Genomic DNA, 14292 nt, shown 5'->3' with positions numbered 1-14292 from the left:
GCAACGTCCGGCTATGCTCGGGGTGGCAACATCGCCTGGGCCCTTAGCTCAATTGGCAGAGCAGTGGACTTTTAATCCATTGGTTGTGGGTTCGAGTCCCACAGGGCCTACCGGTGGTGGGCGGGGGCAGTGCCCTCTGACCTGCTGGGCAGCGCCTGAGTCGGCTTCGGTCGGCTCGGGCGCTGCTTCGTTCTCGGGGCTGTGCGTGAGCGATGCGTGAGCGGATGCGCGGGGGACGCGCCGCCTGGAGTGCCTTCGGCTTGCTCATGCCGGCAGATCGAACTGCTTGAGCCAATCCGGATCGGCGGTACGCGAGCGTCGCGACCAGGACTTGTCCGGCCGATCATGAGACGGCGGCTCAAGCGGGAACCGACTGATGGTCTCTTTGGTCAGCGTGAGTGAAGTAGCTCGGTCGCCGCGTGGGGGAGTCGGCCGGTCAGCTTGTTTGGTAGCCGGCGCCGCAGTCGCTCAGTGGAGGCAACGGGATGCACGTTTCGCGGGGGCAGGACGGGGCGATCACCTCTGCGCCGGGTTGCGGCTGGTATTTGCTGGCCCCCGCTCTTTCTGCCGTCGGCGTGTACGGCGGCACAGTGTGGACTGTTCGATCGTGGGCGGACTGCCCGCTCGGGAACAACTTCAGCAACAACATCGGGCTGCAGATGATGATGCCCGTCGTGTGGCTTTGCATGGCCCTGTTGCTGCTTCTGACCCAACTCGCACTGCGAAGGCGGCCTCTTCCCGGCGGGCGGGCAACCATGTGGCTCGCCCCGCTCGGAGTGGCCATCATGCTGACCCTCCTGTACCGGTTTGGGATGGGCTGGCCTTATCACCCACCCGAGGGTCAATGCGTGGAGAGCTATCCGCTCTTCCCGTTCACGGGCAAGACGGGCCCGCACACCGCCAACCAGGTCGTTTCCGCACAGTGGTTGGTGCCTTGGACTGTTCGGGTGCGTCGTCACGAGCTGACTGATCAGGCATGGGCGGTCATTGAGCCGTTGCCGGCTCCGCCGCGGATGGGCCGCCCGGTCCGCGACCGGCGGCAGGTCCTCAACGGCATCCTGTGGAAGTTGTCCTCGGGGGCGGCCTGGCGGGACCCGCCCGAACGGGCCCGCCCCCGAGGAGGCGCCGGCCGGCACGAACGAGCCTCGCGTCCGGACCGAGGCGAAGGCCACCGTCCGGGCGGGTCACGACTGCAACGACATGGCGCGTACGCCGAGAAGTACCGGAGGAACTGCAACTCCGGTTACCGCAAGTTCAACGACGTGGGCGGGGACCGCACCAACAGGGCCCTCTCCGCAGGGTGCTCCTGCGGAGAGGGCCCGTCCGTGTTCCCACGTCAGTGGCGCTGCCCGCTGTTCTTCACCGGCCGGCGCAGTACGTCCCTGATGCACCACCACAGCTTGCGGGCCCGCGGAGCGTCAGTGGCGTAGCTGTTGCCGAGCCGGATGTTGTCCGCGGTGCGCCCCAGCGGCGTGCCTTCGGGTGAGTACCGCGTGGGGGGTTGTTCGACCATGCGCCTCTCCTACGGATTCGGAGACCTGGTCCCGCATCCCTTGCGCAGTTCGTTGTCGGAGCGGATCTTCGGGCTCCAGCCGATCCCGCTGGCGTGGCCCTGCATCACAGGGTAGTTGGTGTAGGTGCCGCCCCGTCGTTGCAGTCCGTCGACCACCCGTAGTCGATCGGCGACCGTCGTGATCCATGCCGCCCGGGCCCGGCGCGTCGCCGCCCTCTGGTGCACTCCCCCCGCTCCCTCGCGTCAACTCGGGTGCCGTGCAATGCCGTTGCCCGTCAGCCGTGTCGTCCGACCCGAGGTCCGGTGCCGGGACGCGCTGGTCGAGCGTTTGCCCGCGAGGTCGTCCACCGGATGGGGACAGGCCGGTGTGTGCCGTCCAGGGCGTCGAGGGGTGAGAGCCGTACGCCTGCCCGCGCCGGGCGACTTTCCCTTTCTCACGTTTTCGCTTGCGGCTTTCCGTGAGATGCGGCTAGGTTTGGCTCACGGATAAGCCACCCTTCAACCGTGAGGTTTGTCGATGACCGTCACCCGTGCCACCGCCGAGCAGGTTCCCGTCCGTGTCTTCGGCGGCCCCACCGCCCTCATCGAGTACGGCGGCCTGCGGTTTCTCACCGACCCCACCTTCGACGCGCCGGGCGACTACCCCCTGGGCGGCGGACACGGGCTGACGAAGACCGCCGCCTCCTCCGTCTCGCCCGCCGCGCTCGGCCCCGTCGACGTGGTGCTGCTCTCGCACGACGAGCACCCCGACAACCTCGACGTCTCCGGGCGGGCACTGCTGGCCGACGTGCCGCTCACCCTGACCACGCCGAGCGGGGCGGAACGCCTCGGCGGTACTGCCCGGGGGCTGCGGGACTGGGAGTCCGTGGAGGTGGAGCGGCCCGGCGGGGGCGCGATCACCGTGACCGGGGTGCCGGCGCTGCACGGGCCGGGGGAGCGTGAGGAACTGGAAGCGGTCATCGGGCAGGTCGTCGGGTTCGTGCTGACCGGGGACGGGCCGCCCACGGTCTACGTCAGCGGGGACAACGCCCAGCTCGACCCGGTCCGGGAGATCGCCGAGCGGTTCGGGCCGGTGGACACCGCGGTCCTGTTCGCGGGCGCCGCCCGCGGGGCCGTCCTCGACGGCCGGCTGCTCACCCTCGACAGCGCCCGTGCCGCCGAGGCCGCCCGGATACTCGGGGCCCGCCGGGTCGTTCCCGTCCACTTCGACAGCTGGGCCCACTTCACCGAGGGCCGGGCGGAGTTGGTGGCGGCGTTCGCGCAGGCAGGGCTGAGCGAACGACTCGGGCTCGACTGACCTCTCAGGGGAATGTCGCAGCATGTGCCACTAAGTCCCCAGTGACGTATGGCGAGTTTGCGTCAGCTGGTGATCTCTTGACTCTGAAGTAACAACAGAAACAGATCCCTTGAGGGAAGCTAGGCGATCATCCGGGGTCACATTCCGGACCGCGGCGGTCGAAGGTGCTCGATACGGCCGCCGATGCCTACATTCCTTCAGCACCAGGGATCACCATGCCCACCACCCCCCACCCGGCCCCGATACCGGGCGCGAAACGCGTCGTCCGTATCGCTGTGGCCGCCGGCCTCGTAGCCGCACTCTCCGCGGCCGGGCCCGTACCCCTCGCCCTCGCCGCGGACGGCCCCGCCGCCCCCGTGGCCGACCCGGGCGTCAAGTCCGCTCATGACAAGCTCGGTTCGGACGACGCCGACCTCCTCGCCGAGGCCAAGGCGCAACGCGACAAGACGGTCACGATGATGATCGCCACGGCACCCGGGCAGACCGAGAAGGTCGCCGAGGAGCTGGACGCGGTCAAGGGCGGCTCCGTCGGCCGTACGTACGACAAGCTCGGTTACGTGCGGGCCACCGTGCCGACCGGCAGGGCGGACTCGGCCATCGCGGCCGCCGCCAGGCTCTCCTCCGTGCAGGCCATCGACCTGCGCGACGAGATACCCCTGGAGGAGCCGGTCCTCGACGGCGGCGGCAGGTCGAGTGCCTCCGCGGCGACCTACCCCGGCCCCGGCAGGAAGACCCCCGCGAAGAACCCGTACAACCCGTCCTTCGAGACGGGCGCGGTCGACTTCGTGAAGAAGAACCCGAAGGCCGACGGCCGCGGCGTGACCATCGGTGTCCTGGACTCCGGTGTCGACCTCGCGAGCCCGGCGCTGCAGAAGACGACGACCGGTGAGCGCAAGATCGTCGACTGGGTGACCGCCACCGACCCGATCGTCGACGGTGACGGCACCTGGCGGGCGATGACCACCTCCGTGGCCGGGCCTGCCTTCACCTTCGGCGACAAGAGCTGGAAGGCTCCCGAGGGCTCGTACCGGATCAGCACCTTCCGCGAGGCCGTCACCGCGCAGGGCAGCGCCGCGGAGGGCGACGCCGACGGTGACGTCAACCGCGACGGCGACACCACCGACGACTGGGGCGTGCTCTACGACCCGGCCGCCGGCACGGTCACCGTCGACGTGAACGACAACGGCGACTTCACCGACGACACCCCGATGAAGCCGTACAAGGACGGCCACCAGGTCGGCCGCTTCGGCACCGACAACCCGGCCACGGACATCCCCGAGAGCCAGGACTTCGTGGTGCAGGTCCGCAAGGACGTCCCGATGGACCCGCTGGGCGGCGACTGGGTCGGCAAGAAGACCGACTTCGTCAACATCGGCCTCACCGCCGGATCGCACGGCAGCCACGTCGCCGGCATCACCGCCGCCCACGGCCTGCTGGGCAGCAAGAAGATGAACGGCGCCGCCCCCGGCGCCAAGATCGTCTCGTCCCGGGCCTGCGTCTTCGGCCCCGGCTGCTCCAACGTCGCGCTCACCGAGGGCATGATCGACCTCGTCGCCGACCGCGGCGTCGACATCGTCAACATGTCCATCGGCGGCCTGCCCCCGCTGAACGACGGCAACAACGCCCGCGCCGAGATGTACACCCGGCTGATCGACACCTACGGCGTCCAGCTCGTCATCTCCGGCGGCAACTCCGGCCCCGGCGCCAACACCATCGGCGACCCGGGCCTCGCCGACAAGGTCCTCTCGGTCGGCGCGGGCGTCTCCAAGGAGACGTTCGCCGCCAACTACGGCACCGGCGTGCGCAACGCGTACCAGCTGTTCAACTTCTCCTCGCGCGGCCCGCGTGAGGACGGCGGCTTCACGCCGACCGTCGTCGCCCCCGGCGCCGCGGTCAGCACGATCCCGGCCTGGATGCCCGGCGCGCCGATCGCCGAGGCGGGCTGGAAGCTGCCGGCCGGCTACGCCATGTACAACGGCACCTCGATGGCGGCCCCGCAGGCCGCCGGCTCCAGCGCCCTGCTGCTGTCGGCCGCCAAGCAGAAGGGCATCGACCTCACCCCCGAGAAGCTGCGCACCGCGCTCACCTCGACGGCCCGGCACATCAAGGGGCTCCAGGCGTACGAGGAGGGTGCCGGCCTCATCGACGTCGTCGACGCCTGGAAGGCGATCCGGGCGGGCGCCACCGCGCACGACTACACGGTCAAGGCCCCGGTCGACACCGCGCTCGACCAGGCGCTGAAGACGCCGGGCTTCGGCACCGGCGTCTACGACCGCGAGGGCGGTCTGAAGGCCAAGAAGAAGAAGACGTACGACGTCACCATCACCCGTACGTCCGGCCCGGCCGGCTCGCTCCCGCACACCCTGCGGCTGGCCAACAACAAGGCCGGCACCTTCAAGATCCTCGGCCCGCATGCGGTGAAGCTGCCGCTGAACAAGCCGGTGACCGTGAAGCTCCAGGCCGCGCCGAAGCACGCGGGCATCAAGAGCGTGATCCTGGAGGCCGACGACCCGAGGACGGTCGGCGTCGACAAGCAGATCCTCAACACCGTCGTGGTCTCCACCCCGGTGAAGCACACCTTCACAGCCTCCGGTTCGGTGGAGCGCAACGGCTTCAGGTCGTACTTCGTCACCGTCCCCGAGGGCGCGAAGTCGCTCCAGGTGACGCTGGGCGGCCTGAAGGAGGGCAGCCGGACGGTGTTCAGCGCCATCAACCCGTACGGCGTCCCGGTCGCCGACAACGACACCAAGACCACGGACATCGCCTCCTACGCGGACCCGCTGCCCGGCGTCTGGGAGATCGAGGTCGACGCGCGGCGCACCTCGGTGCCGCTGGACAACCCGTACAAGCTGGACGTCACCGCGTACGGCGCGTCCTTCGACCCGGAGTCGGTGACCGTGCCGGAGGCCAAGGTCGGCACGCCGGTCGACGCCTCCTGGACGGTGGCCAACAAGCTGGCGGCCGTCGAGGGCACCCTGAAGGGCGGCGCCCTCGGCTCGTCGAAGACCGAGCGGCCGACCATCAAGGGCGGTGAGACGCACACCAGCACCCTGGAGGTGCCGGAGGGCACCACGTCGCTGGACGTCGCCATCGGCGGGGTCTCCGACGCGGGCGCCGACCTCGACCTGACGGTGTACGACGCCCAGGGCAAGGTCGCGGGCCAGTCGGCGGACGGTGACTCGGACGAGTCCGTCTCGATCGCGAACCCGGCCGCCGGTACGTACACCGTGGAGGTCGTGGGCTTCGAGGTGCCGTCCGGTTCGACCGCGTACGACTACCGGGACGTGTTCTTCTCCTCCGTCCTCGGCAAGGTCGCCGTCGACGAGTCGGTGCCGGTCAAGCTCGGCACGGGTGCCACGACGAAGGTCTCGGCGCAGGTCACGGTCGCGAAGGCGGTGGCCGAGGGCCGTCAACTCCTCGGCGAGGTGAGGCTGGTGAACGCGCGCGGGACGACCGCGGGCGTGGGTGGCGTGACGATCGAGAAGGTCACGCCGTAGCCGTCGCACACGGTTGAGGGGCGGGTGTCCGGTGCCGGGCACCCGCCCTTCCTCTTGCCCTGTGCGCGGATCGCCCTGTGCGCGGATCGCCGTGTGCGCGGACGACGTCCGCTCAGCCCACGCCGAGCCCGGCGAGGTCGCCCAGGGGGAGCGTGTGCTGGGTCTGCAGGACCTTCGCGCGCAGGTAGCGGACGTTGTCCGGGGTGGCGAAGACCCCGGTGGGGACACGGTCGCGGACCTCGACGCCCAGGGTGCGCAACTGGTCGGCCTTGTCGGGGTTGTTGGAGAGCAGGTCGAGTTCACCGATGCCGAGGGCGGTGAGCATCTGGGCTGCCGCCGTGTAGTCGCGGGCGTCCTCGGGCAGGCCCAGGGCGGTGTTGGCGGCGTAGGTGTCCAGGCCCTGGTCCTGGAGGGCGTACGCGTCGAGCTTGTTGTAGAGGCCGATGCCCCGGCCCTCCTGGCGCAGGTACAGCAGCACGCCGCCGCGCTCGGCGATGCGCTCGACGGCCTCGCGCAGCTGCGGGCCGCAGTCGCAGCGGGCCGATCCGAACACGTCGCCGGTCAGGCACTCGGAGTGCAGCCGGACCAGCGGGGTGGTGCCGGGCGCCGGGTCGCCGAGGACGACGGCCACGTGCTCGCGGCCGTCGGCCAGGCCGTGGAAGGTGACCAGTTCGGTGTCGACGCGGTAGCCGTCGTGGAAGCGCAGCGGGACCCGGACGCGGGCGCGCTGGGTGGCGGCGGCGATGAAGTCGGGCATGCGGGTTCTCCGGGTTCCGTACGAGGGCCGTCTGCTTCAGATTTGAAGCAGCTTCTCGGTTCGGGACCCTACCCCATGCTTTAAATTTGAAGCAATGGGTTTGTCGTGTACGTCACGGGCGCGGCGAACGCCTCAGGGGCACGACCTGCCGGAGCGCCGCCGCCAGGGCACCTCGTCCGCGGTGGCGTGCGCGCCGTCCCCGGTGAAGCCCGCGCCGATCGCCGTGAAGATCTCCTCCAGCTGTCCGACCTGCGCAGGTGTCAGCCGGTCGAAGAGCAGCGACCGCACGGTCTCCACATGGCCGGGTGCCGCCTGCTCCAGCGTTCGCATGCCCTGTTCCGTGAGGGTCGCGATGCTGCCGCGCTTGTCCCAGCCGCAGTCCTCGCGCCGCACCAGCCCGTCCTTCTCCAGCCGGGAGACGGCATACGTGAGCCGGCTGCGTGTGATCTTCAGCCGTTCCGCGAGGTCGGTCATGCGCAGCCGGCGCTCCGGCGCCTCGGACAGGGTGGCGAGGATGGAGTAATACAGGTGGGGCATGCCGGCTTCCTGCTGGAGTTGCCGGTCCAGCGCGTCCTCCACGAGCGCGGCGGCGGCGATGTACGCGCGCCAGGCGCGCTGCTCCTGGGGAGTGAGCCAGCGAGTCGTCATGCCCCCAGTGTAAGTTTGTTTCAAACTTGAACCAAGAACGTGAACCAAGACCGTGAACCACGACCGAGTTCGCCGAGCGGAGAGCGCGCCGATGCCCTCGTACCCCTACGTCCTGCTGTCCGCCGCCGTCTCACTGGACGGGTACCTCGACGACACCACGGCCGAGCGGCTGCTCCTGTCCGGTCCGGCCGACTTCGACCGGGTCGACGAGGTCCGGGCCTCCGTGGACGCGATCCTCGTCGGCGCCGGCACCATCCGGGCGGACAACCCGCGGCTGCTGGTGTACTCGGCCGAGCGGCGGGCCGCGCGGGTGGCGGCGGGCAAGCCGGAGTATCCGCTGAAGGTCACGGTCAGCGCGTCCGGAGAGCTGGATCCGACGGCGAACTTCTGGCACACGGGCGGCGAGAAGGTCGTCTACACGACGGAGAAGGGCGCCGAGCGGCTGCGGCGGGCCCCGGTCGCGGCGGACGTGGTCGCGCTGGGCGCGGAGCTGGACTGGCGGGACCTGCTGACGCATCTGCGTGAGGTGCGCGGCGTGGAGCGGCTGATGGTGGAGGGCGGCGGACTCATCCACACCCAGCTGCTCCAGCAAGGGCTGGCCGACGAGGTGCAGCTGGTGCTGGCGCCGCTGTTCGTGGGCGACCCGAAGGCGCCACGGCTGTTCGGGCCGGGCGGGTACCAGGGCGGGCGGCTGCGGCTGCTGGAGACCCGTCGGATCGAGGACGTCGTGCTGATGCGCTACGAGCCGACGGCGCCCGGCGTCGGCGCGCTGCCCGCCGCCGCGGACCGGCACTGGCTGGCGCTCGCGTGCGACCTCGCGGCGCAGTGCCCGCCGTCGCGCACGGCGTTCAGCGTGGGCGCCGTGGTGGTGGCCGCCGACGGGACCGAGCTGGCGCGCGGCCACTCCCGGGAGGCCGGCGACCCGGTGGTGCATGCGGAGGAGGCGGCCCTCGCGAAGATCGGCGCCGACGATCCGAGACTGGCGGACGCGACGGTGTACACCAGCCTGGAGCCCTGCACGCGGCGGGCGTCCCGCCCGCTGCCCTGCGCGCGGCTGATCCTCGACGCGGGAGTGCGGCGGGTGGTGACGGCCTGGCGGGAGCCGGACACGTTCGTGATGGGGGCCGACGGAAGCGGGGCGCTGGCGGAGCAGGGGGTGGACGTCGTGGTCCTGCCCGAGTTCGAGGAGCGGGCCAAGGCGCCGAACGGGCACCTGCTGCCATGAAAAGGCCGGTGGGAGCCTGCCGCCGGAAAGCCGTGTGCGTCCGGTCCCGCGGATGGCGTACTATGGAGTCATCGCCGCGGGGTGGAGCAGCTCGGTAGCTCGCTGGGCTCATAACCCAGAGGTCGCAGGTTCAAATCCTGTCCCCGCTACTGATGGCTCAGGGCCGGAACTGATTCAGTTCCGGCCCTGAGTGTGTTCGGGCCCGCTTTTTCTCTGCTTTCGCCGCCGTGACGACCCTTGAGTGTTGTCACCAACGGTGACCGGGCGACCGCCCTCCGCATCACAACTGACACACCGTCAGTACCTGTGTGGCTGCGGAGCCTTGGTCAACTCGCCCGTTTTGGGGGGCTCATGACCTGTAAGTCCGCCCGAAATTCGTTAACGATCAAGTAGAACAGCTTGGAATCCGTACCCCGCGTCTATTAACGTTCGATAACGCAGCGCGGTCGTCCCAGCCGTCACAAGAGGCGGCTCCGTGCGCACGCGCCGAATCCTGTACCCCGTACGGGAACCGGGGAACCACCACCCTGGGGTGAATCGCGCTGAAGCCGCCGTGGAGTCACGGCCGGTATACGCGCGTAGGAGACCTTCCTGCTCCGAACCCGTCAGCTAACCCGGTAGGCGAGAAGGAAGGAAAGGAGCACGCCCACGTGGCGTCCAACAGGCCTGCTACGCAAGCCCCGTTCGTGCCGAGTCAGCGCACCGACGACACCTTCGGCTACGACCGCTACCGCACTGACGAGGGCCCGTTCGAGGAGTGGAACCCCACCGCGGAATCCATTCGCCCCGTACGCGGCAGGCATCGCGTCGCCAAGCAGCGCGGCGGGGGACTCGCCCGCAGCTCCACGGTTCTCGGCGTCGGCGTCATAGCCGCCGTCGGCGCGGGCGGCATGGCCACCGCGCAGACGGGCAAGCCGCCGGTCGCCATCAGCATGCCGGACCTGCCCCTCATCTCCGACGACGACTCCCCGGCCGCCGACACCGGCACCGCGCTGAGCACCATGGGCGCGACCACCGAGGAGACCACCCAGGGCACCGGCGACGCCGGTGAGGCGCTGCGGGCCCGGATCATCGCCCAGGTCGAGCAGCAGCAGGACCAGATCGAGAGCAAGGCTGCCGCCGAAGCGGTCGCCGCCGCCGAGAAGGAAGCCGCCGCCGCGGCCGCCAAGGCGGAGAAGGAGGCGGAGGCCAAGGCCGCCGCCGCCAAGGCCAAGGCCGAGGAGGAGGCCCGCAAGAAGGCCGAGGCCGAGCGCCTCGCCGAGCTGGCCAAGCAGTACGCGCTGCCGACCTCCTCGTACACCGTCACCTCGACCTTCGGGCAGGCCGGCCCCTACTGGTCCTCCGGCTACCACACGGGCCTCGACTTCGCCGCCCCCTCCGGCACCCTGATCAAGGCGGTGCACACCGGCACCATCACCTTCGCAGGCTGGGACGGTTCCTACGGCTACAAGACGGTCCTCACCCTGGAGGACGGCACCGAGATCTGGTACGCCCACCAGTCCTCGATCAGCGTGAGCGTCGGCCAGAAGGTCAACACGGGCGACGTCATCGGCCGCGTGGGCGCCACCGGCAACGTGACCGGCGCCCACCTCCACCTGGAGGTCCACCCCGACGGCAGCGGGAGCGGCATCGACCCGATGGCCTGGCTGCGCGGAAAGGGCCTGACGGTCTGACACCCGGCCGCTGCGAGGCGGCACTCGGGACACCCCACGACTCATCCCCGGCGGCCCTGACGACGACCCCCCGACGTCAGGGCCGCCGGTCCGTGCGCCGGTGCGCCGGACCGGCGGCGAGGGCCGGGCCCACGGGAACGTCGCCGCCCCGGAATGGTCCACTCCCTCGTGGCGGTTGAGGTGAAGCATGACTTCACTGCGCACACTCGGCTCCACCGACCTGCGGGTCTTCCCCCTCTGCCTCGGCGGCAACGTCTTCGGCTGGACGGCCGACGAGGCCCAGTCCTTCGCCGTGCTCGACGCCTACACGGCGGCGGGCGGCAACTTCGTCGACACCGCCGACTCGTACTCCGCGTGGGTCCAGGGCAACGGGGGCGGCGAGTCCGAGACCATCATCGGCTCATGGCTGAAGGCGCGCGGCAACCGGGACGACGTCGTGATCGCCACCAAGGTCAGCCAGCACCCCGACTTCCAGGGCCTGAGCGCGGCCACCATCAAGGCCGCCGCCGACGCCTCCCTGCGCCGCCTCGGCACCGATCACATCGACCTGTACTACACCCATTTCGACAAGCCCGAAGTGCCGGTCGAGGAGATCATCGGCGCCCTGGACGACCTGGTGAAGGCGGGCAAGGTCCGGTACATCGCCGCGTCCAACATCTCCGCCGAGCGGCTGAAGGCCTCCCTTGACTTCTCCGCCAGCGAGGGCCTCGCCCGGTACGTGGCCCTGCAGCCCCACTACAACCTGGTCTCCCGGGACACCTACGAGGGCGGACTCCGGGATCTCGCCGAGCGTGAGGGCCTGGGGGCGGTCCCGTACTCCGCCCTGGCCTCGGGGTTCCTCACCGGCAAGTACCGTGCCCGTACGACGGTGGGGAGCGCCCGTGCCGCAGGTGCCGCCAAGCACCTGGGGACCGAGCGGGGACGCCGGGTGCTCGACGCCCTGGACGGGGTCGCCCGCGCCCACGAGGTGCCGGTGGCCACGGCCGCCCTGGCCTGGCTTGCGGCCCAGCCGTCGGTCACGGCCCCGATCGCCTCGGCCCGGACGGTGGAGCAGCTGCCGGCGCTGCTCGGGGTGGCGGAGCTGAGGCTGACGGAGGAGGAGCTGGCTCGGTTGACGGCGGCGTCCGCCTGACTCAGGCGGGGGCGGGGGCCGTGATCAGGACCGGGGTCGGGGGGCCGGGACGGGGTCGGGGGGCCGGGACGGGGTCGGGGAGGGGCCGCCTGGTCTGCCTGACCGGTCCGTCGGATTCCCCGGTGGTCCCCGCGCGTCTCCTCAGCCGGTATCCACTGCCGATCTCTCCCGGTCACGTCCGGTACGGGTTGTACGCGGTGTACGGCCCCACCGGCCCGTACACCGGCCCGTGTGCCGACCCGTGCACCGGCCCGTACGCCGGCCCCTGGACCGCTCCGGGAGCCTGGCCGTACGACTGCCAAGGCACCGGCGCCGACGGCCCGTACCCGTACCCGTACCCGTACCCGTACCCCGGCCAGGGCTGCGCGGTGGCGCCCGCGTGCTCCAGCGCCGGCCGTGCGATCTCCCGCCGGCGCCACAGCTCCTGCAGCAACTCCCGTTCCCGTCCGACGAAGTCGGCGCCGGCCCGGCCGCGGCGCCCCCGGTGCCGCAGGAACGCCAGCGACGTGGCGTACGCCTCGTACCGCGCCACCTCCCGCGCCGCGGCCCGTCCGCCACGGCCGCGCGCGTACTGCCGGGCCACCCGCCGCGCGCGCATCGAGCCGAGCACGAACGGCTCGCCGGGAGACAGCCACCCGGCGACGACGTAGGCGGGCAACTCCTCGCGCACGGTCCGCAGCTCGCGCTGCCGGGTCCAGATCACCATCCAGGTGAGCAGCCCGAAGGCGGGCACCATGAAGGCCGCGTACACGGCGAAGAACCCGTACTCGCCGAAGCTGGACGAGCCGTTCCACATGGCGTGCATGCCCATGGCGAGCAGAAGTCCGAGGAGGGGGAGGAGGACGCGCCGCGCATGCTGCCGCTCGCCCGACAGGGCCGCTGTGCCGAAGCCGATGCCGCACAGGACCGTGAAGAGCGGGTGTGCGAAGGGCGACATGATGATGCGGACGAAGAAGGTGGCCGCCGTGACGGAGGCGATGCCGCTGTCGCCGGTGAGCTGGTCGGTGCCGAAGGCGGTGCCCAGGTAGAGGATGTTCTCGGTGAAGGCGAAGCCGGTGGCCGTGACGCCGGCTATCACCACGCCGTCGACGATCCCGGTGAAGTCCTGTCTGCGGAAGAGGAACACCAGCAGGAGAGCCGCGGCCTTGGCGGTCTCCTCCACGACGGGCGCTATGACGGTCGCGCCGAGGGTGTCCGCGTGCGACGGATCGGCCGTCGCGGTCGCTATCCACTGGGTCGCGAAGCTGTTGGCGATGATCGCTATCAGCGCCGCCGCACAGGCGCCCCACGCGAAGGAGAACACCAGGTTGCGCCACGGGCCCGGCTCGACCCGGTCGAGCCAGCGGAAGGACGCGACCAGCAGCGGCACGGGCAGCACGGCGAGCCCCAGCCCGACCAGGAAGCCCTCGGTGCCCGTCTGCTCCCGCACCAGGGCGAGGATGACCAGCCCGGACAGGGCGAGCAGGGTGCTGAGCGCGCCGTAACGCACCCATCGCCTCTGCCACCAGTGCGCATGCCGCAGCGCGCCGCCGGCGGGACCGGCGGGATGCGTCGGGTACGGGGGACGGGTGGCCACGGCATCGACCCTAACGAGACAGGGGCACCGCCCGCAGCAGCGCGAGGGGGCCCGGCGCCGGTGGGGGTGCTGTCGGTGCTGCTCCTACCGCTGTACGCGGCGGAAGAGCAGGTCGTTCACCACATGACCCTTGTCCAGTCCCTGCCCCTCGAAACGGGTCAGCGGCCGGAACTCGGGACGGGGCGCGAAACCGCCGTCCGCCTGGGTGTTCTCGAAGTCGGGATGCGCCGTCAGGACTTCGAGCATCTGTTCGGCGTACGGCTCCCAGTCGGTGGCGCAGTGCACGAGGGCACCGGGCTTCAGCCGGGTCGCGGCAAGGCTGAGGAACTCCGGCTGGATGAGGCGGCGCTTGTGGTGGCGCTTCTTGGGCCAGGGGTCGGGGAAGTAGACGCGCAGCCCGTCGAGGGAGTCGGGGGCGAGCATCTCGCGCAGCAGGATGATCGCGTCGCCGTTGCCGACCCGGAGATTGGACAGTCCGTTCCGGTCGGCGAGATTGAGCAGATTCCCCTGCCCCGGGGTGTGCACGTCGACCGCGAGGACGTTGGTGTCCGGATCCGCGGCGGCCATCTGGGCGGTGGCCTCCCCCATCCCGAAGCCGATCTCCAGGACGACCGGGTTGCCGTTCCCGAACAGCTCACCGAGATCGACGACGCGCTGTCCGTCGATGTCGAGTCCCCACTTGGGCCACAGCCGCTGCAACGCGTCCGCCTGCCCCGCGGTCACCCGGCTGCGCCGCGGCTGGAAACTGCGGATACGACGCTCGAAGTGCGACCCGGCCGGATCGGCTCTGGGCCCGTCGGGGAACCGTGGCTCACCTTTGGCCCGGGTGTGCCGGACGGAGACGCCGGGGGTGTGGTCGGGGTGCTCGCCGGGGCCGCCGGGCAGATCGGGGGTCGTGCCGGGCCGGGAGGCTTCGGGGGCGTTGAGGGAGTCAGACACAGTGCGGTCGATTTTACGTCGCCGTCACCGGTCGG

General features: G+C 70.8%; 11 protein-coding genes, 2 tRNA genes, 1 pseudogene and 1 riboswitch. Of the genes and pseudogenes, 8 read left to right on the top strand and 6 right to left on the bottom strand.

Annotated features, from left to right (window positions below; translation table 11 throughout):
• The first annotated feature begins 37 nt into the window (after nucleotides 1–37).
• Together ACWCPI_RS11600 and ACWCPI_RS11595 are read left to right on the top strand one after the other, a co-directional pair.
• Nucleotides 38–110: transfer RNA gene (locus ACWCPI_RS11600), tRNA-Lys, on the top strand.
• A gap of 837 nt (nucleotides 111–947) precedes the next feature.
• Nucleotides 948–1106, top strand: a pseudogene (locus tag ACWCPI_RS11595) (transposase); the annotation flags it as partial.
• Between the two features lie 230 nt (nucleotides 1107–1336).
• Here the strand turns inward: ACWCPI_RS11595 and ACWCPI_RS11590 are convergent.
• Nucleotides 1337–1513 (bottom strand): hypothetical protein, encoded by a 177-nt coding sequence (locus ACWCPI_RS11590; RefSeq protein WP_451038224.1) that lies wholly within the window; start codon nucleotides 1511–1513, stop codon nucleotides 1337–1339.
• A gap of 9 nt (nucleotides 1514–1522) precedes the next feature.
• Nucleotides 1523–1738 carry a hypothetical protein gene (locus ACWCPI_RS11585; protein ID WP_451037958.1) on the bottom strand — a complete coding sequence of 72 codons (216 nt, stop codon included), beginning with the start codon at nucleotides 1736–1738 and terminating at the stop codon, nucleotides 1523–1525.
• A gap of 292 nt (nucleotides 1739–2030) precedes the next feature.
• Here ACWCPI_RS11585 and ACWCPI_RS11580 point away from each other — a divergent pair, with 292 nt between their 5' ends.
• On the top strand, nucleotides 2031–2810 hold the full coding sequence (locus tag ACWCPI_RS11580; RefSeq protein WP_451037957.1) for an MBL fold metallo-hydrolase: 780 nt from the start codon (nucleotides 2031–2033) through the stop codon (nucleotides 2808–2810).
• Between the two features lie 215 nt (nucleotides 2811–3025).
• Nucleotides 3026–6307 carry a S8 family serine peptidase gene (locus ACWCPI_RS11575; protein WP_451037956.1) on the top strand — a complete coding sequence of 1094 codons (3282 nt, stop codon included), beginning with the start codon at nucleotides 3026–3028 and terminating at the stop codon, nucleotides 6305–6307.
• 112 nt (nucleotides 6308–6419) lie between these two features.
• Here the strand turns inward: ACWCPI_RS11575 and ACWCPI_RS11570 are convergent, their stop codons facing one another.
• Together ACWCPI_RS11570 and ACWCPI_RS11565 are read right to left on the bottom strand one after the other, a co-directional pair.
• Nucleotides 6420–7064: a GTP cyclohydrolase II gene (locus tag ACWCPI_RS11570; RefSeq protein ID WP_451037955.1), complete on the bottom strand. Its 645-nt coding sequence runs from the start codon at nucleotides 7062–7064 to the stop codon at nucleotides 6420–6422.
• Between the two features lie 132 nt (nucleotides 7065–7196).
• Nucleotides 7197–7712 (bottom strand): MarR family winged helix-turn-helix transcriptional regulator, encoded by a 516-nt coding sequence (locus ACWCPI_RS11565; RefSeq protein WP_451037954.1) that lies wholly within the window; start codon nucleotides 7710–7712, stop codon nucleotides 7197–7199.
• 91 nt (nucleotides 7713–7803) lie between these two features.
• Here ACWCPI_RS11565 and ACWCPI_RS11560 point away from each other — a divergent pair, with 91 nt between their 5' ends.
• From ACWCPI_RS11560 to ACWCPI_RS11545, 4 genes are all read left to right on the top strand, one after another.
• Complete coding sequence (locus ACWCPI_RS11560; protein WP_451037953.1) at nucleotides 7804–8937, top strand: dihydrofolate reductase family protein; 1134 nt, start codon at nucleotides 7804–7806, stop codon at nucleotides 8935–8937.
• Between the two features lie 75 nt (nucleotides 8938–9012).
• Nucleotides 9013–9086, top strand: a tRNA-Met gene (locus tag ACWCPI_RS11555).
• Nucleotides 9087–9411: 325 nt separating this feature from the next.
• Nucleotides 9412–9576, top strand: a riboswitch (cyclic di-AMP (ydaO/yuaA leader).
• An 11-nt stretch (nucleotides 9577–9587) separates the two neighbouring features.
• Nucleotides 9588–10610, top strand: coding sequence for a M23 family metallopeptidase (locus tag ACWCPI_RS11550; protein ID WP_451037952.1), 1023 nt, complete (start codon nucleotides 9588–9590; stop codon nucleotides 10608–10610).
• Nucleotides 10611–10797: 187 nt separating this feature from the next.
• Complete coding sequence (locus ACWCPI_RS11545) at nucleotides 10798–11742, top strand: aldo/keto reductase (RefSeq protein ID WP_451037951.1); 945 nt, start codon at nucleotides 10798–10800, stop codon at nucleotides 11740–11742.
• A 172-nt stretch (nucleotides 11743–11914) separates the two neighbouring features.
• Here the strand turns inward: ACWCPI_RS11545 and ACWCPI_RS11540 are convergent, their stop codons facing one another.
• Both ACWCPI_RS11540 and trmB read right to left on the bottom strand, forming a co-directional pair.
• Complete coding sequence (locus tag ACWCPI_RS11540) at nucleotides 11915–13318, bottom strand: PrsW family intramembrane metalloprotease (protein WP_451037950.1); 1404 nt, start codon at nucleotides 13316–13318, stop codon at nucleotides 11915–11917.
• An 84-nt stretch (nucleotides 13319–13402) separates the two neighbouring features.
• Complete coding sequence (trmB, locus tag ACWCPI_RS11535; RefSeq protein ID WP_451037949.1) at nucleotides 13403–14257, bottom strand: tRNA (guanosine(46)-N7)-methyltransferase TrmB; 855 nt, start codon at nucleotides 14255–14257, stop codon at nucleotides 13403–13405.
• Nucleotides 14258–14292 lie beyond the last annotated feature (35 nt).

The sequence above is a fragment of the Streptomyces sp. NPDC001920 genome (genome assembly GCF_053594495.1).
The sequence above is the reverse complement of the archived record's forward strand: the minus strand, read 5'-3'. Positions and strand labels throughout refer to the sequence as shown.